The 19,732-nt window shown below is 70.2% G+C and carries 16 protein-coding genes; 2 read left to right on the forward strand and 14 right to left on the reverse strand.

Annotation, left to right across the window (positions count from 1 at the left end):
* Window positions 1-52 precede the first annotated feature (52 nt).
* The 9 genes from ACZ6KO_RS11530 to folC all read right to left on the reverse strand — a co-directional run bounded on the left by ACZ6KO_RS11530 (window position 53) and on the right by folC (window position 10,561).
* Entirely contained in the window at window positions 53-1,576 is a 1,524-nt protein-coding gene (locus ACZ6KO_RS11530; RefSeq protein ID WP_469303119.1) for a CYTH and CHAD domain-containing protein, read from the reverse strand.
* Between the two features lie 73 nt (window positions 1,577-1,649).
* Window positions 1,650-2,849 (reverse strand): rod shape-determining protein RodA, encoded by a 1,200-nt coding sequence (gene rodA / locus ACZ6KO_RS11535; RefSeq protein WP_469303120.1) that lies wholly within the window; start codon window positions 2,847-2,849, stop codon window positions 1,650-1,652.
* Between the two features lie 7 nt (window positions 2,850-2,856).
* Complete coding sequence (gene mrdA / locus ACZ6KO_RS11540; RefSeq protein ID WP_469303123.1) at window positions 2,857-5,034, reverse strand: penicillin-binding protein 2; 2,178 nt, start codon at window positions 5,032-5,034, stop codon at window positions 2,857-2,859.
* A 13-nt stretch (window positions 5,035-5,047) separates the two neighbouring features.
* Window positions 5,048-5,743: a rod shape-determining protein MreD gene (mreD, locus tag ACZ6KO_RS11545; RefSeq protein ID WP_469303125.1), complete on the reverse strand. Its 696-nt coding sequence runs from the start codon at window positions 5,741-5,743 to the stop codon at window positions 5,048-5,050.
* Window positions 5,744-5,746: 3 nt separating this feature from the next.
* Complete coding sequence (mreC, locus tag ACZ6KO_RS11550; protein ID WP_469303127.1) at window positions 5,747-6,697, reverse strand: rod shape-determining protein MreC; 951 nt, start codon at window positions 6,695-6,697, stop codon at window positions 5,747-5,749.
* Window positions 6,698-6,835: 138 nt separating this feature from the next.
* Entirely contained in the window at window positions 6,836-7,855 is a 1,020-nt protein-coding gene (locus ACZ6KO_RS11555) for a rod shape-determining protein (RefSeq protein WP_125647420.1), read from the reverse strand.
* A gap of 296 nt (window positions 7,856-8,151) precedes the next feature.
* A complete protein-coding gene (gene ndk, locus ACZ6KO_RS11560; RefSeq protein ID WP_401448505.1) occupies window positions 8,152-8,562 on the reverse strand; it encodes a nucleoside-diphosphate kinase in 411 nt (136 codons plus the stop codon).
* Between the two features lie 112 nt (window positions 8,563-8,674).
* Window positions 8,675-9,031 carry a DUF4233 domain-containing protein gene (locus ACZ6KO_RS11565; protein ID WP_469303130.1) on the reverse strand — a complete coding sequence of 119 codons (357 nt, stop codon included), beginning with the start codon at window positions 9,029-9,031 and terminating at the stop codon, window positions 8,675-8,677.
* 3 nt (window positions 9,032-9,034) lie between these two features.
* Window positions 9,035-10,561, reverse strand: a complete 1,527-nt coding sequence (gene folC, locus ACZ6KO_RS11570; RefSeq protein ID WP_469303132.1) for a bifunctional tetrahydrofolate synthase/dihydrofolate synthase — start codon at window positions 10,559-10,561, stop codon at window positions 9,035-9,037.
* 116 nt (window positions 10,562-10,677) lie between these two features.
* Here folC and ACZ6KO_RS11575 point away from each other — a divergent pair, with 116 nt between their 5' ends.
* Window positions 10,678-11,724 (forward strand): rod shape-determining protein, encoded by a 1,047-nt coding sequence (locus tag ACZ6KO_RS11575; protein WP_469303134.1) that lies wholly within the window; start codon window positions 10,678-10,680, stop codon window positions 11,722-11,724.
* Here the strand turns inward: ACZ6KO_RS11575 and ACZ6KO_RS11580 are convergent, their stop codons facing one another.
* Both ACZ6KO_RS11580 and ACZ6KO_RS11585 read right to left on the reverse strand, forming a co-directional pair.
* Complete coding sequence (locus ACZ6KO_RS11580) at window positions 11,725-12,873, reverse strand: sensor histidine kinase (RefSeq protein WP_469303137.1); 1,149 nt, start codon at window positions 12,871-12,873, stop codon at window positions 11,725-11,727.
* A 158-nt stretch (window positions 12,874-13,031) separates the two neighbouring features.
* Window positions 13,032-15,653 carry a valine--tRNA ligase gene (locus tag ACZ6KO_RS11585; RefSeq protein ID WP_469303139.1) on the reverse strand — a complete coding sequence of 874 codons (2,622 nt, stop codon included), beginning with the start codon at window positions 15,651-15,653 and terminating at the stop codon, window positions 13,032-13,034.
* 131 nt (window positions 15,654-15,784) lie between these two features.
* Here ACZ6KO_RS11585 and ACZ6KO_RS11590 point away from each other — a divergent pair, with 131 nt between their 5' ends.
* Window positions 15,785-16,729, forward strand: coding sequence for a hypothetical protein (locus ACZ6KO_RS11590; protein WP_469303141.1), 945 nt, complete (start codon window positions 15,785-15,787; stop codon window positions 16,727-16,729).
* 79 nt (window positions 16,730-16,808) lie between these two features.
* Here ACZ6KO_RS11590 and clpX read toward each other — a convergent pair whose 3' ends face one another.
* The 3 genes from clpX to ACZ6KO_RS11605 form a co-directional block, all read right to left on the reverse strand.
* On the reverse strand, window positions 16,809-18,095 hold the full coding sequence (gene clpX, locus ACZ6KO_RS11595) for an ATP-dependent Clp protease ATP-binding subunit ClpX (RefSeq protein ID WP_469303143.1): 1,287 nt from the start codon (window positions 18,093-18,095) through the stop codon (window positions 16,809-16,811).
* 103 nt (window positions 18,096-18,198) lie between these two features.
* Window positions 18,199-18,867, reverse strand: a complete 669-nt coding sequence (locus tag ACZ6KO_RS11600) for an ATP-dependent Clp protease proteolytic subunit (protein WP_401448490.1) — start codon at window positions 18,865-18,867, stop codon at window positions 18,199-18,201.
* A gap of 53 nt (window positions 18,868-18,920) precedes the next feature.
* On the reverse strand, window positions 18,921-19,538 hold the full coding sequence (locus ACZ6KO_RS11605; protein WP_401448488.1) for an ATP-dependent Clp protease proteolytic subunit: 618 nt from the start codon (window positions 19,536-19,538) through the stop codon (window positions 18,921-18,923).
* Window positions 19,539-19,732 lie beyond the last annotated feature (194 nt).

The following is a 19,732-nucleotide window of genomic DNA, read 5'->3' on the forward strand; positions in this document are numbered from 1 at the left end:
GCAGGGGCGGACTCTCTAGCGTAACCCGCTCGGAGGCCGCCCCTCATCGCTCTCACGGGCTGAGGGCGCTCCTGAGCCCGGGGTCGGAGGCCTCCGCCCACAGCTGGGGGAGCTCGCGTTCGCGCTGGTCGGCTAGGGCTTCCTCGCGGCCCAGCAGCAGGCCCCAGGTGAAGGAGGGCTCCCCGGCGCCGTGTGCCTGGCGGGCGAGGCCGAGCAGGGCCTCGCGGGCGACGACGCTGTCCTGGTGGTCGCCGAGCAGGGTCTGGACGGATTTCATGGCCTTGGCCAGTTTCCTGGCGGGCTTGCCGAGGGCCGGTACGGCGGCCTCGGCCGCGTAGCGGGCGCGTTTGGCGGCCTTGCGGGCGTCGTGCAGGGCGAGGTCGCGGTCGTGGCCGGGGTCCAGGGCGCGGGCGTGGTCGATCCGGCCGGCGAGCCGGCCGTAGTCGCGCAGGACGGCCTTGGGCAGCGCGGTGGTGGCGGGGTCGGTGGCGGCCGGGAGCAGGGGCGGGTCGGCGAGCAGGGCGTCGAGGCGGTCGAGCAGGGCGACGTAGCGCTCGCTGTCCAGGACGGCGAGGGCGCGGCGGCGCGAGCCGGAGCGGCGGGTGGTGTTCCAGGTGCGCAGGCGGCTGCGGGCGGGGCCGATGACGTGCGTGCGCGGGAGCTCGCCGAGGTGGCTCTGGAGGCGTTCGAGCAGGACCTCCTGGTCGCGGTCGACGCCGAGCTCGGCGGCGACCCAGCGCAGCTCCTCGCCGACGGGGTCGGTGACCTCGCGGTCCAGGACCTTGCGGTAGGTCTTGAAGGCGCTGCGCAGGCGCCGGGTGGCGACGCGCATCTGGTGCACGGAGTCGGGCAGGTTCCGCCGGACGGCGGGGTCCTGGGCGACGAGGGCGTCGCGCTGTTCGCGCAGGTACGCCAGGACGTGGTCGGCCGCGGAGCCGGCGGGGACGTCGGGGGCGGGGCGGGGGGCCGGCGCGGCGCCGGTCTCGGCGAGGGCGCGGGCGAGTTTGGAGGGGGCGTCGGAGACCTTCAGTCCGGCCTTCTTGAACTTCTTCTCGACGGCGTCGAGCAGGTCCTCGTCGACGCCGTCGGCGAGTTCGACCTCGACCTCGGTCCACGAGACGGAGGTGTCCTCGCGCTGGGCGGTGACCTCGTCGGTGCTCAGTTCCGCGAGCAGCGCGCCGTCGGCGTCCACGAGGTGGCTCAGTCGGCGCGAGGACAGCAGCCGCACCTGGGGCCGCAGGTCCTGCTCGCGCGTCCGGGAGCGGACCAGGGCCTCCAGGGCGCGGGGCACGGTGTCGCTGAGGGCCGCGTGGACCTCGTCGCGTACGCCGGGTGCGACGGGCAGTTTCAGGTGCCAGCCGGCGTCCTGGCCGCCGGTGCGGCGCCGCAGGGTGAGCCCGTCGGCGGCGAGCCGCTGGTCGGGGGTGTCGTAGTAGACGGCGTCGAGGTCGGCGGTGCCCCGGTCGAGGACGGCCGCGATGCCGGCCGTCCCCGTGAGGTCCGGTACGCCCCGCTTACCGGCCTTGGCGCCTCTGAACTCGAATTTCCGCTCGATCTCGCGCTTCGTGTCCGCCATGTACCCGAACCTATCCCTGAACGGATCAGGGCGGGAGGGTGAACGGAGGGAACCGCTACGGATCGGCCGCCGATCAGGCCGACAACGGCCGTTGCACCCTGATCGACTGGAGCAGCCCCACCGCCACCCAGACGGCGAACATCGACGATCCTCCGTAGGAGACGAACGGCAGCGGCAGGCCGGCCACCGGCATGATGCCGAGGTTCATGCCGATGTTCTCGAAGGCCTGGAAGGCGAACCAGGTGATGATCCCGGCGGCGATGATCGTGCCGTACAGCTCGGTGGTCTCCCGGGCGATCACGCAGGCCCGCCACAGCACCACGCCGAGCAGGCCCAGGATGATGATGCCGCCGACGAAGCCGAGCTCCTCGCCGGCCACGGTGAAGACGAAGTCGGTCTGCTGCTCGGGCACGAACTGGCCGGTGGTCTGCGGGCCCTTGAACAGGCCCGAGCCCATGAGGCCGCCGCCGCCGATGGCGATGCGCGCCTGGTTGGTGTTGTAGCCGGCGCCCGAGGGGTCGAGTTCGGGGTTGGCGAAGGCGGCGAAGCGGTTGATCTGGTACTGGTCCAGGACGCCGAGCTGCCAGATCAGGATGGCGCCGACGGTCCCGGAGCCGATCAGCCCGAGCACCCAGCGGTTGGAGGCGCCGGAGGCCAGGAGCACGCCCAGCACGATCACGACCATCACCATGACCGAGCCGAGGTCGGGCATCAGCATCACGATGCCCATGGGGGCGGCGGCCAGGCACAGCGCCTTGACGACGGTCCGGTGCTCGGGATGGACGAGGTCTCCCGCGTCCACCCGGGCGGCCAGCAGCATCGCCATCACCAGGATGATGGTGACCTTGACGAACTCGGAGGGCTGGAGCGAGAAGCCGCCGCCGATGACGATCCAGGCGTGGGCGCCGTTGATGGTGGCGCCGAGCGGGGTCAGGACGGCCGCGACGAGGATCAGCGAGAGCCCGTAGAGGACCGGCACCGCGCCGCGCAGGTTGCGGTGGCCGAGCAGGACGGTGCCGATCATCAGGACGAAACCGATGCCGGTGTTGAGGAGGTGGCGCCACAGGAAGTACTCCGGGTCGCCCTGGTTGAGGGTGTCCCGGTTGCGGGTGGCGGACCACACCAGCAGGGAGCCGATCAGCGACAGTCCGAGGGCCGAGAGCAGTATCAGCCAGTCGAGCCGGCGCAGTACGGAGTCACGGGCCGTCAGCCGGGCGAACGGGCCCTTCTGCGGCGCGTACCGGGAGACGGAGAACTTGTTGGCGGTCGGCATGTGCGGCTCAGTCCTGCAAGTGGCGGGGCGGGGCGGGCGGACCGGCGAGTGCCGGCGGTGCCAGTTCCTCGGGGGACGGCGGCACGTAGGGCCTGATCTCGGGTGACTCGATGGTGCCGTCGGGCTGGACGTGGGGCAGGTCCGCCTGCGGCTTGGGCAGCAAGGCCTTGGCCAGGTCCTGCTTGCCGTCCATGGTGAGGCCGTACATCGCGTTGTAGATGTTGCGCACGGCGGGGCCCGAGGCGCCGGAGCCGGTGCCGGCCTGGGAGATGGTCATGACGATGGTGAAGTCGTCGGTGTACGTCGCCAGCCACGAGGTGGTCTGCTTGCCGTAGACCTGGGCGGTGCCGGTCTTGGCCCGCATGGGGATCTTGTCCTGGGGCCAGCCGCCGAAGCGCCAGGCGGCGGTGCCGCCGGGCTCGACGACGGAGCGCAGGCCCTTGTCGAGGTCGGCGATGGTCCCGGCGTCGACGGGCAGCTTGCCGTGGGCCTTGGGCTCGATCATCTCGACCTTGCCGGTGGGGCTGACCACGGCCTTGCCGACGTGGGGGTCGTAGAGGGTGCCGCCGTTGCTGATGGCGGAGTAGGCGGTGGCCATCTGGATGGGGGTGACGAGGACGTCGCCCTGCCCGATGGCGAAGTTGATGCTGTCGTACGCCTTGAGCTGGTTGCCTTCGAGGCAGCTCTCGTAGGCGATCTGCTCGACGTAGGTGCCGCCCTTCTTGCCCTGCTTGCACCAGGCGTCCTTGTTGGCCTCCCAGAAGCTCTTCTTCCACTGGCGGTCCGGGATGCGGCCGGTGACCTCGTTGGGCAGGTCGATGCCGGTCTCGGAGCCGAGGCCGAAGTCGCGGGCGGTCTTGTAGAACCAGTCGTGGGCGTCCTTCTTGGGCTCCAGGCCGCCGTCGCGCTGCCACTCCTGGTGTCCGAGGGCGTAGAAGACGGTGTTGCAGGAGAACTTGAGGGCCTCGCCGAGGGTGATGGGGCCGTGGCCCTTGGACTCGAAGTTGGCGAAGCTCCGGCCGCCCATGTTGTAGGAGGCGCTGCAGTTGTACTTGTCGTTGAAGTCGTGGCCGGCGCGGACGGCGGCGCTCGCGGAGACCACCTTGAAGATGGAGCCCGCGGGGGCCTGGCCCTGGATGGCCCGGTTGAGCAGCGGGTAGTTGGAGTCCTTGCTGGTGAGGCGGGTGTAGTCGGCGGCGGAGATGCCGCCGACCCAGGCGTTGGGGTCGTAGTCGGGCTGGGAGGCCATGGCGACGACGCGGCCGGTCTTGGTCTCCATCACGACGACGGCGCCGGAGTCGGCCTCGTACTTGCGGCCGGTGATGTTGTCGGTCTCGTTGCGGACGACCTTCATCGCCTCGGCGAGCTCGTACTCGGCGACGGCCTGGACGCGGGCGTCGATGCTGGTGACGAGGCTGGAGCCGGCCACGCCCGGGTCGGACTTGGTCTGGTCCATGACGCGGCCGAGGTTGTCGACCTCGTAGGAGGTGACCTGCGCCTTGCCGCGCAGCTCCTTGTCGTAGGTGCGTTCGATCCCGGAGCGGCCGACCTGGTCGGAGCGCAGGTGCGGCGAGTCGCTGTCCTTGGCCTTCTGGATCTCCTCGTCGGTGACCGGCGAGAGGTAGCCGAGCACCTGCGCGGCACGGGCCCCGCCCGCCGCCGGGTAGCGGCGTACGGCGGTGGGTTCGGCGGTGATGCCGGGGAAGTCCTCGGGGCGTTCGCGGATCGTGAGGGCCTGCTGGGTGGTGGCTTCGAGGGTGATGGGGATCGGCTGGTAGGGGGAGCCGTTCCAGCAGGGCTTGGGGGTCTTGGAGTCGCAGAGCCGGACCCGGTCCATGACGTCCTGCGGCTGCATGCCGAGGACGCCGGCGAGCCGGGTCAGGACGCCCTTGCCGCGGTCCTTTATCCGCATCAGCTCGGTGCGGGAGGCGGAGACCACCAGGCGGGTCTCGTTGTCGGCCAGCGGTACGCCGCGGGCGTCGAGGACGAGCCCGCGCGCGGCGGGCTGGACCACGCGCTGGACGTGGTTGCTCTTGGCCTCGTCGGCGTACTCGTGTCCGTTGCGGATCTGGAGGTACCACAGGCGGCCGCCGAGCGTGAACAGCAGCGAGAGGACGAGTACCTGGATGATGACGAGCCGGATCTGCACCCGGGGGGTGCGGCCGGTCTCCGGAATGTTGGTCACGCCTGCTCCCCCGTCACAGCTTCTTGACGCTCTTCACGCCCTTGATGCCCTTTATCCGGCCGGCCCGGTTGGCGCGGCCGCGGGCGGTCTTCAGCCGCAGGCCGCCGCGCTGGCTGCCGATGCGCAGGCCGGTGCCGCCGGCCAGCCAGCCGGAGGAGACGTCGGCGCCCTGCGCGGGGCCGCCGCCGGCGTCCACGGCCATCGGATCGTTCTCGGCGCGCCGGGCGAGGGCCATGATGAACGGCACGGTGAAGGGGGCGAGCAGCAGGTCGTAGAGGACGGCGCTGAACAGCAGTCCGCCGAGGCCGACGTGGCGTTCGGCGGTGTCGCCGACCAGGGCGCCCACGGCGACGTAGAGCAGGATCGAGCCGACGGCGGCGGCGACGACGGTGAGCATCGGGCCCCAGGCGGAGCGGAAGCGTCCGTTGTCGGGGCGGGCCAGTCCGGCGGCGTAGCCGATGATGCACAGGACCAGGGCGTAGCGGCCGGCGGCGTGGTCGGCGGGCGGGGCGAGGTCGGCGAACAGCCCGGCGCCGAAGCCGATCAGGGCGCCGGAGGTGGGCCCGTAGACCAGGGCCAGGGCGACCACGGTGAGCAGCATGAGGTCGGGGACGGCTCCGGGCAGCTGGAGCCGGCCGAGGATGGTGACCTGGACGACGAGGGCGACCAGGACGAGGGTGGCGGAGAGCAGGATCCGGTTGAAGCGCATGGCTCAGCGTTCCTCCTCGTCCACGGGCCGGCCGGAGGCGGTCGGGGTGGGCGTGACCGTGACGGTGACCGTCGGCGTGGGCTTCGGGGGCTCGGGCTTGGGGGGCAGGACGGTGTCGCGCGGGTCCTCGCGGGGCGGCATCACGACCACGCCGACGATGTCGAGGCGGGAGAAGCCGACGAACGGGCGGACGTGCACGGTACGGGTGAGGCCGTTGCCGGCGGGGTCGACGCGGACCACTTCGCCGAGCGGTACGCCGGGCACGAACGGCTTGTTGCCGTTCGAGCCGAAGGTGACCAGCCGGTCGCCGGGGGCGACCTTGGCCCGTCCGTTGAGCATCTGGACGGACAGGGCACGGTCGCCCTGACCGGTGGCGAAGCCGAGTTCGCCGGTGTTCTCCAGGCGGGTTCCGACGGTGAAGTCGGGGTCGTTGGCGAGCAGTACGGTGGCGGTGTCGGGGCCGACGGTGGTGACGCGGCCGACGAGTCCGTCGCCGTTGAGGACGGTCATGTCGCGTTCGATGCCGTCCTTGCTGCCGGCGTCGATGGTGACGGTCCAGGAGAAGCCCTGGGCCGCTCCTATGGCGATGACCTCGGCGCCCTTGATGCCGTACTGGCCGGCGCCGGCGCGCTTGAGCATCTCGTCGAGTTCCTTGATGCGGCTGCGGGTCCGGTCGTCGCTGCCGAGCCTGGCCTTCAGCGCCGCGTTCTCGCGCTCCAGCGTCGCGATCCGGTTGTGGCGTTCACCGGAGTCGCGTACCGCCCCTATCGCGTTGGCGACCGGGTCGACCGCGGTCGCGACGCCCTTCTCGACGGGGCCGAAGACCGCGGCGGCGGCCTGCCGGGCACCGTCGACCGGTGACTCCTCGCCTGCCCGGATGTCCACCGTGATCAGTGCGAACGCGATGGCGATCAGCAGTACCAGGAGCAGCCGGCTCTCTCGTGTGTCCCTCACGTGCGGCGGCCGTGCCTTCCTCGTTCGGAATTTTCTATGCCTGTATATCAACGATCCGCCGCACGGGCCCGGTAGCACCCGTACGGCGGATCCTTGTGTTCCGCATGTCCCTTTTTCGGGGGATCGGCCGGTGGCCGGCTACCGCCGGGGCTGGGCGTCCAGGACCTGCTGGAGCGCTTCGAACTCCTCCACGCACTTGCCGGAACCGAGCGCGACGGAGTCGAGCGGGTCCTCGGCGATGTGGATGGGCATGCCCGTCTCGCGGCGCAGCCGCTCGTCGAGACCGCGCAGCAGGGCGCCGCCGCCGGTGAGGACGATGCCGCGGTCCATGATGTCGCCGGAGAGCTCCGGCGGGCACTTGTCGAGGGTGGTCTTGACGGCGTCGACGATGGCGTTGACGGGCTCCTCGATCGCCTTGCGGACCTCGGCGGCCGAGATGACCACGGTCTTGGGCAGGCCCGAGACGAGGTCGCGGCCGCGGATCTCGGTGTGCTCGTCCTTGTCGAGGTCGTATGCCGACCCGATGGTGATCTTGATCTGCTCGGCGGTGCGCTCGCCGAGGAGGAGCGAGTACTCCTTCTTGATGTGCTGGATGATCGCGTTGTCCAGTTCGTCGCCGGCGACCCTGATGGACTGCGCCGTGACGATTCCGCCGAGGGAGATGACGGCCACCTCGGTCGTGCCGCCGCCGATGTCGACGACCATGTTGCCGGTCGCCTCGTGCACGGGCAGGCCGGAGCCGATGGCCGCGGCCATGGGCTCTTCGATGATGTGCACCTGACGGGCGCCGGCCTGGGTGGACGCCTCGATGACGGCGCGGCGCTCGACTCCGGTGATACCGGAGGGGACGCAGACCACGACGCGGGGGCGGGCCAGGTAGCGGCGCTTGTGGATCTTGAGGATGAAGTAGCGCAGCATGCGCTCGGTGATCTCGAAGTCGGCGATCACGCCGTCCTTGAGGGGGCGTACGGCGACGATGTTGCCGGGTGTCCGGCCGATCATCTTCTTCGCCTCGGAGCCGACCGCGAGGATGCCGCCGGTGTTGGTGTTGATCGCGACGACGGACGGCTCGTTCAGGACGATGCCCCGGCCCCTCACGTACACCAGCGTGTTGGCGGTCCCGAGGTCGACAGCCATGTCACGGCCGATGAACGACATTGAGTTCCCCTTGTTCCCCATGAGGAGCGTCTGGCCTTCCAGTTGATAGCGGCTGCTGTCAGGTCGGCGAGGTGGGTGTGTGGGTGGAAGCCTCATCGTAGTGCCGCACGTACGGACATCGCGCGACGGGACTCGACCTTCCCCGGCGGAACGGAAACCCGTCCCCTTAGTGGTGACGTTGCGTGTTGCCCATGCGTTCCCGGTGGCGCCGGGAAATACCGAAGGGCGACCGAACTTCATTCGGTCGCCCCAGGTCGAGAGCGCTATTCGGCTGATGTTACGTCAGGATGGCGTCTTCACAGCGCGGGGAAGAACAGCTTCAGCTCGCGCTCCGCGGACTCCTCGCCGTCCGAGGCGTGGATCAGGTTCTCGCGGACGATCGTGCCGAAATCACCACGGATGGAACCGGGCGCCGCGGCGATCGGGTCGGTGGGACCGGCCAGCTGGCGGACCCCCTCGATCGCCCGCTCGCCCTCGACGACGAGGACGACGACGGGGCCGGACGCCATGAAGCCCATGAGCGGCTCGTAGAAAGGCTTGCCCTTGTGCTCGCCGTAGTGCGCTTCCAGCGTCTCCTGGTCGAGGGTGCGCAGCTCCATCGCGGGGATGGTCCAGCCGGCCTTGCGCTCGATACGGCCGATGATCTCGCCGATCAGGCCGCGACGGACGGCGTCGGGCTTGAGGATGACGAGCGTGCGCTGGGTCATGGGTTTCGGCTCCTTGCGGCATACGGGTGCGGTCGTACGAGGCTACAGGGGCGCCCGGAGGCGTACGCCGCCGCCCGCGCCCTGCGCCCGCGTCCCCGCAGCCGGCCGGAACCTACGCCTCCGCCGGCGCCTGGGCCTCCGCCTGCGCCGCCCAGCGGGCCTTGGCCTCGTCGATCTTGCGGCCGTAGTGGATCGAGCACCACCACAGGCCCGCGAAGACCGCGCCCAGGAAGAACATCATCGGGACGACGAGGCCGCTCGCGATCAGTCCGATCTGCAGGGCCCAGCCGATCTGCACCGCGCCGGGACGGCTGAGCATCCCGCACAGCAGCACCGACAGCAGCATCGCGATCCCGCAGACCGTCCAGACCTGCGCCTGGGTGAGGTCGGGATTCTTCATGGCCACCAGGCCCGCGAATCCGACGACGAAGAACTCCCCGATCAGCGTCGAGGCGCACAGCGTACGCATGGGTCAGCCCCTCTTGAGCAGCAGGCGCGCCTCGCCCACCGTGATCACGGAACCGGTCACCAGGACCCCGGCCCCACCGTACTCGGCCTCTTCCTCCGCCAGCGTGATCGCCGCCTCCAGGGCGTCGTCCAGCCGCGGCTCCACCTGCACCCGGTCGGGCCCGAAGACCTCCACGGCGATGGCGGCGAGCTCGTCCGCGCCCATCGCCCGGTAGGTCGAGTTCGCGGTGATCACCACCTCGGCGAGGATCGGCTCGAACGCCTCCAGGACACCGCGGACGTCCTTGCCCTCGCTGGTTCCCACCACACCGATGAGCCGGCTGAAGCCGAAGGACTCGGTGACGGCCTCGGCGGTCACGGCCGCGCCCGCCGGATTGTGGGCCGCGTCCAGGACCACGGTCGGGCTGCGGCGTACGACCTCCATCCGGCCCGGCGAGGTGACGGTCGCGAAGGCCTTGCGGACCGTGTCGATGTCCAGCGGCCGCGCGTGCTCCGCGCCGATGCCGAAGAACGCCTCGACCGCCGCCAGCGCCACCGCCGCGTTCTGCGCCATGTGGGCGCCGTACAGCGGCAGGAAGATCTCCTCGTACTCGCCGCCCAGGCCGCGCAGCGTCACCTGCTGGCCGCCGACGGCCACCTCACGTGCGACGACGCCGAACTCCATGCCCGCCCGGGCCACCGTCGCGTCCACCTCGACGGCCCGCCTCAGCAGCACCTGCGCCGCGTCCACCGGCTGCTGCGCCAGGATGACGGTCGCGTCCTGCTTGATGATGCCGCCCTTCTCGGCGGCGATCTCGCCCGGCGTGGTGCCGAGCCGGTCGGTGTGGTCCAGGCTGATCGGGGTGATCACCGCGACCGAGCCGTCGATGACGTTGGTCGCGTCCCAGCTGCCGCCCATGCCCACCTCGACGACGGCCACGTCCACGGGCGCGTCCGCGAAGGCCGCGTACGCCATGCCGGTGAGGACCTCGAAGAAGGACAGCCGGTACTCCTCGGCCGCGTCGACCATCTCCACGTACGGCTTGACGTCCCGGTACGTCTCGATGAAGCGTTCCGCCTCGATCGGGGCGCCGTCCAGGCTGATCCGCTCGGTGATCGTCTGCACGTGCGGGCTGGTGTAGCGGCCGGTGCGCAGCTCGAAGGCGTTCAGCAGGGCCTCGATCATGCGGGCGGTGCTGGTCTTGCCGTTGGTGCCGGTGATGTGGATCGAGGGGTACGCGCGCTGCGGCTCGCCGAGCACGTCCATCAGCGCCTTGATGCGCCGGACGGACGGCTCCAGCTTGGTCTCGCCCCAGCGGGTGGACAGCTCCTGCTCCACCTCGCGCAGCGCGGCGTCCACCGCCGGGTCCTCGGGCCGGCCGGGCACGGCGTCGCCCTGCGGCGGGCCGGCCTGGGTACGCAGGGTGCGGCTGCCGGCCTCGATCACCGCCAGGTCGGGATCGCGATCGGTCTCCTCGGCCACGATCTCGTCGAACTCGTCGAAGGCGTCGGACTTGTCGGACCGGCCGTCGCCGGGCTGCTGCTCACTCACAGGGCCAGTCTACGGACGGGGCGGCCCGGACTTTCGGCCCGGCCGTTTCGGGACTTCCGGCGCAAAGGGCGGCCGGATCGTTATGCAAGCCTTGCGGACAGGAGATAGGGGAACAAATGCCGCAGGCCAGCACCAACACGTCAGCCTCCAGCCGTGACATCGGGATAGACCTGGGGACGGCCAACACCCTGATCTATGCGCGGGGGCACGGGATCGTCCTCAATGAGCCGTCCGTGGTCGCGGTCAGGGCCGGCACCACCACGGCGCTGGCGGTGGGCACCGACGCCAAGGAGACCATCGGCCGCACCCCCGGGTCCATCACCGCCATCCGCCCGCTGCGCGACGGCGTGATCAGCGACTACGAGGCCGCGGAGGAGATGATCCGGCACTTCGTGCGCAAGGCCGTCCCCGGGCGGCGGCCGCGCACCCGGATGGTCGTCTGCGTGCCGTCCGGGGTCACCCAGGTCGAGCGGCGGGCGATCGTCCACGCCTCCACCCGGGCCGGTGCCCGGGCCGTCCACCTGATCGAGGAGCCGATGGCGGCGGCGATCGGCGCCGGGCTGCCGGTCTCCGATCCGCGCGGCTCGATGGTGGTCGACATCGGGGGCGGCACCACCGAGGTCGCGGTGATCTCGCTGGGCGGCATCGTCACCGCCCGTTCCCTGCGGGTCGGCGGCGACCGGCTGGACGGCGCGATCGCGGATCACGTACGCAAGGAGCACGGGCTGCTCATCGGCGAGCGCACCGCCGAGGACGTCAAGGTCGCCATCGGCTCGGCCTGGCCGGTGCCGGACCGGCCGGAACTGGAGACCCGTACGTTCACGGTGCGGGGGCGGGAGAAGGTCGGAGGCATGCCGAAGACGCTCGCGCTGGGCGCACCGGACGTCCGGGCGGCCCTGGACGAACCGGTGGAGGCGATCATCGCGGCCGTCCGCACCACGCTGGAGGAGTGCCCGCCGGAGCTCTCGGGCGACGTGATGGAGCACGGCATCGTCCTGACCGGCGGCGGCGCCCTGCTGCCCGGTCTCGACCTGCGGATGGCCTCCGCGACCGGCATCCCGGTCTTCGTCGCCGACGCCCCGCTGGACTGCGTGGCCCTGGGCTCGGGGGCTTGCGTCGAGAACCTCGACACCCTCCACACCCTCCTGGCCCCGGCCCGCTGATCAGGACCGCGGCAGCGTCGCGACGACCTCGTAGGTGCGGTCCGTGCGGCGGGCGGTCAGGGTGCCGCCCAGGCTGTGGACGCGCTCGGACATGCTCGCCGTGCCCGAGCCCGCCGAGACCGGGGCGCGGGCGGGCCCGCGGGCCGGCAGCGGGTTGGTGACCGCGATCCGCAGGTGCGTCCCCTCGGCGGCGATGCACACGTCGATGGTCTCGCCGCCGGCGTGCTTGGCGGCGTTGGTCAGGCACTCCTGGACCACCCGGTAGACGGCTGCCTGCCGCAGCGGCGAGAGCGCGTGCACACCGGGGTCCACTGCCAGCCGTACGGGTGAGCCCGCCCGGCCGCTCTCCTCGGCCAGCGCCGGCAGCCCCTCGACGCCGGGCGTGGCCGTGCGTTCGCCGCGCTGCACGATGATCTCGTTCAGGACCAGGTGGGCCCGGCGCGCGGTGTCGGCGAGCTCTTCGAAGTCCTTCGCGTACGCCGTCTCGCGCGACCGCATCGACAGCACCTCGGAGCGCACCGTCAGCATGGTCAGCTCGCGCCCCACGAAGTCGTGGACGTCGCGGGCCACCGAGGTCCGCTCCTGCTGCACCGCCTGCAGGACGGCCGATTCCGCGCGCTGCGCGTCGAGCTCGCGCACCAGGTCCTGGCGGTAGGCGGCGATGCCGACGGCCGAGGCGAGCACCCCGATGGGTACGACCACGCTGAGGAAGGAACTGAGCGTGTCGGCCTGTCCCAGGGGCCAGCCCGGCACGTGGAAGAGGGCCAGGGCGAAGGCGACGTAGCCGACGGTGGCCAGCACCCCGGCCCGGCGCCCCCGGTAGCGGCCGACCGAGTAGAGGGCGAACTGGATGAGGGTGAGTTCGTGCAGCCAGCCGATGAAGAGCAGGGCGGTGGCGAACGCCAGCCACGGCATACGGCGCCGCACCAGCAGTGTGGCGGAGCCGAGCGCGAGGACGGCGGCGGCCTGCGGGCCGGTCAGGGAGTTGTCGTCGGCGGCGAGGCCCGGCAGGTCCAGTGCCATCAGCGCGAGGCAGCTGAGCGCGGTGAGCACGTCAAGTGCGTGCGGAGTCCCGGCCCAGCTCTCGGCGCGTCGGCGGCTCCGGGCCACGACCGCCCGGAGCGCGGAGGCGACGGGTTTGACCTGCATGCCCTCCATCATCCGGGTTCGTCGCTGCGAATCCATTCGGCCGGACGACCGAAATGGGTGACAAAGCGCACTTCGGGTACACGAGGGCCCCGCACCGTCGCGCACGGTGCGGGGCCCTCGGCGGTCCGGATCGGTGACCGGATCGGTGACCGGATCGGCTAGGCCTCCGGCATGGCCGTCAGCTGGGCCTCGATGCGGGCGATGTCCGCCTCGGCCTTGGCGAGCCGGCCCTTGATCTTGTCGACCACGTTGTCCGGGGCCTTGGCCAGGAAGGCCTCGTTCCCGAGCTTGGCCTCGGCCTGCGCCTTCTCCTTCTGCGCCGCGCCCAGGTCCTTCGTCAGGCGCTTGCGCTCGGCGGCCACGTCGATCGTGCCCGACAGGTCCAGCGCGACCGTGGCGCCCGCGATCGGCAGGGAGGCGGTGGCGGTGAAGCCCTCGTCGTCCGGCTGCAGGCGCAGCAGCTGGCGGATGGCGGCCTCGTGCGCGGCCAGCGCCGTACCGTCGAGGTCCAGACGGCCCGGGACCTTCTGGGCGTCCTGGAGGCCCTGCTCCTTGCGGAAGCGGCGGACCTCGGTGACCACGGCCTGGACGGTCCCGATCTCGGCCTCGGCGGCCTCGTCGCGGAAGCCGCTGTCCCGCGGCCACTCGGCGATCACCAGCGACTCACGCCCGGTGAGCGTGGTCCACAGGGTCTCGGTGACGAACGGGACGACCGGGTGCAGCAGCCGCAGCATGACGTCGATGACCTCGCCGAGGACCCGGCCGGAGACCTTGGCCTGCTCGCCGCCCGCGAAGAAGGTCGTCTTGGACAGCTCGACGTACCAGTCGAAGACCTCGTCCCACGCGAAGTGGTAGAGGGCGTCCGAGAGCTTCGAGAACTGGTAGTCGTCGTAGAACGCGTCGACCTCGGCCACGGTCTTGTTCAGCCGCGACAGGATCCAGCGGTCGGTGGCGGACATCTGCTCGGGGGCCGGCAGCTCGCCCTCGATGGTGGCGCCGTTCATCAGCGCGAAGCGGGTGGCGTTCCAGATCTTGTTGGCGAACTTGCTGGACGCCTGGACCCAGTCCTCGCCGATCGGGACGTCGACGCCCGGGTTGGCGCCGCGCGCCAGGGTGAAGCGGACGGCGTCGGAGCCGTACTTGTCCATCCAGTCGAGCGGGTTGACGGCGTTGCCGAAGGACTTCGACATCTTCTTGCCGCGCTCGTCACGGACCATGCCGTGCAGGGCGATGGTGTGGAACGGCGGGGTGCCGTCCATCGCGTACAGGCCGAACATCATCATCCGGGCGACCCAGAAGAACAGGATGTCGTAGCCGGTGACCAGGACGGAGTTCGGGTAGAACTTCGCCAGGCTCTCGGTCTGCCGCGGCCAGCCGAGGGTGGAGAAGGGCCACAGGCCGGAGGAGAACCACGTGTCGAGCACGTCGGTGTCCTGGTGCCAGCCCTCGCCGGCCGGCGGCTGCTCGTCGGGTCCGACGCAGACGACCTCGCCGTTCGGGCCGTACCAGACCGGGATGCGGTGGCCCCACCACAGCTGGCGCGAGATGCACCAGTCGTGGAGGTTGTCGACCCAGTCGAAGTAGCGCTTCTCCATCTCCTGCGGGTGGATCTTGACCTTGCCGTCGCGGACCGCGTCACCGGCGGCCTTGGCGAGCGGGCCGACCTTGACCCACCACTGCATCGACAGGCGCGGCTCGATGGTGGTCTTGCAGCGCGAGCAGTGGCCGACGGAGTGGGTGTACGGGCGCTTCTCGGCGACGATCCGGCCCTCGGCGCGCAGCGCGGCGACGATGGCGGAGCGGGCCTCGAGCCGGTCCAGGCCCTGGAAGGGGCCGTGGGCGGTGATGATCGCGTGCTCGTCCATGACGGCGAGGTTCGGCAGGTTGTGGCGCTGGCCGATCTCGAAGTCGTTCGGGTCGTGCGCCGGGGTCACCTTGACGGCGCCGGTGCCGAACTCGGGATCGACGTGCTCGTCGGCGACGACCGGGATGCGGCGGCCGGTGAGCGGCAGCTCGATCTCGGTGCCGACGAGGTGCTTGTAGCGCTCGTCCTCGGGGTGGACGGCGACCGCGGTGTCGCCGAGCATCGTCTCGGCGCGGGTGGTGGCGACGACGATGGAGGCGTCGCCGGCCCCGTAGCGGATGGAGACGAGCTCGCCGTCGTCGTCCTGGTACTCGACCTCGATGTCGGAGATCGCGGTCAGGCAGCGCGGGCACCAGTTGATGATGCGCTCGGCGCGGTAGATCAGCTCGTCGTCGTAGAGCCGCTTGAAGATGGTCTGGACGGCCTCGGAGAGGCCCTCGTCCATGGTGAAGCGCTCACGGGACCAGTCGACGCCGTCGCCGAGGCGGCGCATCTGGCCGGAGATCTGGCCGCCGGACTCGCCCTTCCACTGCCAGACGCGCTCGACGAACGCCTCGCGGCCCAGGTCGTGGCGGGACTTGCCCTCCTTGGCGAGCTCGCGCTCGACGACGTTCTGGGTGGCGATGCCGGCGTGGTCCATGCCGGGCTGCCACAGCGTCTCGAAGCCCTGCATGCGCTTGCGGCGGGTGAGGGCGTCGATGAGCGTGTGCTCGAAGGCGTGGCCCAGGTGCAGGCTGCCGGTGACGTTGGGCGGCGGGATGACGATGGTGTAGGCGGGCTTCTCGCTCTTCTCGTCCGCCTCGAAGTAACCGCGCTCTACCCAGCGCTCATACAGCTTCCCCTCTACATCGGCCGGCGTGTAGTGGCTCGGCAGTTCGGAGTCGGGGCTGCTGGGTGTCTGCGTGTTCTCGGTCACGGGGCACAGTTTAGAGGGGTAACAGTCCCGTACTGAAACCGCTATACCGGGGCCCTGGCGCCCCACGCGCGTCCGGCTTCCGACAGGATGTGAGGAACGCATAAAGCAATCCTCAGAGGGGGACGCGGGAAATGAGCTACAACCAGCCGGGGCCGTACGGTGGCCAGCAGCCGCAGCAGCCGGGCCCGTACGGGCAGCAGCCTGGGCCGTACGGCCAGCCTGCTCCCCAGCCGGGCTACGGCTACCCGCAGCAGCCCCCGCCGCCGCCGGGCTACCCCCAGCAGCCGGGGGTCCCCCCGCAACAGGGCTACGGCTACCCCCAGCAGCCGGGCATGCCCCCGCACGCCCAGCCCCCGTACGCCGCCGCGCCGCAGCCCCCGAAGAAGAAGACGGGCCTGATCGTCACGGGCGTGGTCGTCGCGATCGCGGTCATCGCGGGCGGCGGCTGGTACTTCCTGGCGGGCGACGGCGCGGGCACCGTGGCCTCCGACACCAAGGGCTACAAGCTGGTCATGCCGGAGTCGGTCGACGCGTACAAGAAGAGCACGTCGGAGGCCGCGACCAGCGGCCAGGACAAGACGCTGGAAGGCGAGCAGAAGACGAAGGCCGAGCTGGTCGGCGTCAAGAACGCGCACAACGTCGCGCAGCAGTACACCAGCGGCACGGGCAAGACGGCCAAGCAGCTCAACGTCAACGGCCTGTACGGGCAGATCGACGAGCCGGAGAAGGCCGTCGACAACTACTTCAACAACGTCGGCACCAACAAGGACGCCGAGGCGCTCGGCCTCAAGTACGAACTGGTCGGCAGCCCGCAGGAGTTCAAGCCGGCCGGCTTCAGCGGCGGCGTGATGAAGTGCGCCAACGTCAAGATGACCAGCACCAAGAGCAGTTCGTCCACCGCCCAGGGCCCCAAGGAGGTCACGATCCCCTCGTGCGCCTGGGGCGACTACTCGACGCTGGTCTCCGTGAACGTCGTCGACCCGGCGAAGGCGATGCTCGGCGGCACCAGCGGCACGCTCGACGAGGTCGCGGCCCTCGCCGCCAAGCTCTTCAACACCGCGCGCGTCAAGGCCTGATCACCCGGCGGGTACGCACACGAAAGGGGCGCCCCGGTCGGCTGACCGGGGCGCCCCTTCGTGTCGTGCGGGTGGCGGGCTACGCCGACTTCTCGTGCGGGCCCTGGTCCTTCGGGACGATGCGCGGGACCAGCGTCGGGTTGACGTTCGAGCGGACCACGTCCGGGGTGATGACCACGCGGGCCACGTCCTTGCGGGACGGGACCTCGTACATCACCGACATCAGGACCTCCTCCATGATGGCGCGCAGGCCGCGCGCGCCCGTCTGGCGGAGGATGGCCTGGTCCGCGATGGCCTCCAGGGCCTCGCGCTCGAAGTCCAGCTCGACGCCGTCGAGTTCGAACAGCCGCTGGTACTGCTTCACCAGCGCGTTGCGCGGCTCGACGAGGATCTGGAGGAGCGCTTCGCGGTCCAGGTTGTGGACCGAGGTGATGACCGGGAGACGGCCGATGAACTCGGGGATCATCCCGAACTTCACCAGGTCCTCCGGCATGACCTCCTGGAACTGGTCGCTCGCCTCGATCTCCCGCTTCGAGCGGATCGTCGCCCCGAAGCCGATGCCCTTGGCGCCCGCCCGCGACTCGATGATCTTCTCCAGGCCGGCGAAGGCGCCGCCCACGATGAAGAGCACGTTCGTCGTGTCGATCTGGATGAACTCCTGGTGCGGGTGCTTGCGGCCGCCCTGCGGCGGCACGGACGCGGTCGTGCCCTCCAGGATCTTCAGCAGGGCCTGCTGCACGCCCTCGCCGCTCACATCACGCGTGATCGACGGGTTCTCGCTCTTGCGCGCGACCTTGTCGATCTCGTCGATGTAGATGATCCCGGTCTCGGCCTTCTTGACGTCGTAGTCGGCCGCCTGGATCAGCTTCAGCAGGATGTTCTCGACGTCCTCGCCGACGTACCCGGCCTCCGTCAGCGCCGTGGCGTCGGCGATCGCGAACGGGACGTTGAGCATGCGGGCCAGGGTCTGCGCGAGGAGCGTCTTGCCCGAGCCCGTGGGGCCCAGGAGCAGGATGTTGGACTTCGCGAGCTCGATCGCGTCGTCCCGGCCCTGCGCGCCGCCGTTCTCGCCGGCCTGGACGCGCTTGTAGTGGTTGTAGACCGCTACCGAGAGCGCCTTCTTCGCCGGCTCCTGGCCGACGACGTAGCTCTCCAGGAACTCGTAGATCTCGCGGGGCTTGGGAAGCTCCTCCCAGCGCACCTCGCTCGTCTCCGCGAGTTCCTCTTCGATGATCTCGTTGCAGAGGTCGATGCACTCGTCGCAGATGTACACACCGGGTCCTGCGATGAGCTTCTTCACCTGCTTCTGGCTCTTTCCGCAGAACGAGCACTTGAGCAGGTCGCCGCCGTCACCGATGCGTGCCACGAGGTGCTTCCCCTTCGCCTGGGAGACGCCTGGTTCAGCGCTCCTGGTGCCTCATATCCGACGGTACCTTGCCGGGGCCCCGCTGCGGGGCCCCGTGCAAGTATCAGGCCGCGTTGCTCTTACGGGTGGAAATGATCTGATCGATCAGGCCGTACGAGAGCGCGTCCTCGGCGGTGAGGATCTTGTCGCGCTCGATGTCCTCGCGGATCTTCTCGATCGGCGTGGTGGAGTGCTTGGCCAGCATGGTCTCCAGCTGGTCGCGCATGCGCAGGATCTCGTTGGCCGCGATCTCCAGGTCCGAGAGCTGCTCACGGCCGGTGCCGCCGGACGGCTGGTGGATCAGCACGCGGGCGTTCGGCAGGGCCATGCGCTTGCCGGGGGTACCGGCGGCCAGCAGCACGGCCGCGGCGGAGGCCGCCTGGCCCATGCAGACCGTCTGGATGTCCGGCTTCACGAACTGCATCGTGTCGTAGATGGCCGTCAGCGCGGTGAAGGAACCACCGGGGCTGTTGATGTAGATCGAGATGTCGCGGTCCGGGTCCATCGACTCCAGGCACAGCAGCTGCGCCATGACGTCGTTGGCGGAGGCGTCGTCGATCTGGACACCGAGGAAGATCACGCGCTCTTCGAAGAGCTTCGCGTACGGGTCGTACTCGCGCACGCCCTGCGAGGTGCGCTCGACGAAGCGCGGGACGACGTAGCGGTTGTCCATCGGCGCGCCCGTGTAGAGACCGCTGGCCGAGAAGTTGTTCTGCATCTGGGTGTTCACCATCCTGGTGGCGTTCTGGGCTGGGACTGGCTGTCCAGTCGGGTACGGCCGGGGCGTCAGGCCCCGGTACCGCCGCCGCCCGGGACGAGGGACGCGGCCGAGATGATCTCGTCGATGAGGCCGTACTCCTTGGCCTCCTCGGCCGTGAACCAGCGGTCGCGGTCACCGTCGCGGATGATCGTCTCCACGGTCTGGCCGGAGTGGTGCGCGGTGATCTCGGCCATCCGCTGCTTGGTACGGAGCAGGTACTGCGCCTGGATCTTGATGTCCGACGCGGTGCCGCCGATGCCGGCGGAACCCTGGTGCATCAGGATGTCGGTGTTCGGGAGCGCGAAGCGCTTGCCCGCCGTACCGCCCGTGAGCAGGAACTGGCCCATGGAGGCGGCCATGCCCATGCCGATGGTGACGATGTCGTTCTTGATGTACTGCATGGTGTCGTAGACCGCCATGCCGGCCGTCACCGAGCCACCGGGGCTGTTGATGTACAGGTAGATGTCCTTCTCCGGCTCGGCGGCCAGGAGGAGAAGCTGCGCCGTGATCTTGTTGGCGATCTCGTCGTCGACCTGCTGGCCGAGGAAGATGATGCGCTCGCTGAGCAGCCGGTTGTAGACATGGTCGCCGAGGCCACCACCGATGGACGGCTCACCCGCGGCGTAAGGCTTCAGATTCGTCACGTTCCACCTGCTCGTCTCCGACGGCCCAATGCCGTCTCAGCGTTTCGTTAAAAGGGCTGAGCCCTCATATTCATGGACCCTAACGCGCAGGTAGGACAACGCCATCCCGCTTCCGGAACTGTTCGCTCGGAGCGCAAGGTACGAACGATGCCGAAGGGCCCGGGCACGCACGTGCCCGGGCCCTTCAGGTGCAG

The sequence above is a fragment of the Streptomyces sp. NPDC042102 genome (assembly GCF_055582305.1).

Excerpts from the sequence above, each read along its gene's own strand:
- ACZ6KO_RS11575 (WP_469303134.1), top strand. The coding sequence starts at position 10,678 with ATGCCGCAGGCCAGCACCAACACGTCAGCCTCCAGCCGTGACATCGGG.
- mreD (WP_469303125.1), bottom strand. The coding sequence starts at position 5,743 with ATGCGCTTCAACCGGATCCTGCTCTCCGCCACCCTCGTCCTGGTCGCC.
- ACZ6KO_RS11580 (WP_469303137.1), bottom strand. The coding sequence starts at position 12,873 with ATGCAGGTCAAACCCGTCGCCTCCGCGCTCCGGGCGGTCGTGGCCCGG.
- ACZ6KO_RS11565 (WP_469303130.1), bottom strand. The coding sequence starts at position 9,031 with ATGCGTACGCTGTGCGCCTCGACGCTGATCGGGGAGTTCTTCGTCGTC.
- ACZ6KO_RS11600 (WP_401448490.1), bottom strand. The coding sequence starts at position 18,867 with ATGGTGAACACCCAGATGCAGAACAACTTCTCGGCCAGCGGTCTCTAC.
- ACZ6KO_RS11590 (WP_469303141.1), top strand. The coding sequence starts at position 15,785 with ATGAGCTACAACCAGCCGGGGCCGTACGGTGGCCAGCAGCCGCAGCAG.
- rodA (WP_469303120.1), bottom strand. The coding sequence starts at position 2,849 with ATGCCGACCGCCAACAAGTTCTCCGTCTCCCGGTACGCGCCGCAGAAG.
- ACZ6KO_RS11555 (WP_125647420.1), bottom strand. The coding sequence starts at position 7,855 with ATGTCGTTCATCGGCCGTGACATGGCTGTCGACCTCGGGACCGCCAAC.
- ndk (WP_401448505.1), bottom strand. The coding sequence starts at position 8,562 with ATGACCCAGCGCACGCTCGTCATCCTCAAGCCCGACGCCGTCCGTCGC.
- ACZ6KO_RS11530 (WP_469303119.1), bottom strand. The coding sequence starts at position 1,576 with ATGGCGGACACGAAGCGCGAGATCGAGCGGAAATTCGAGTTCAGAGGC.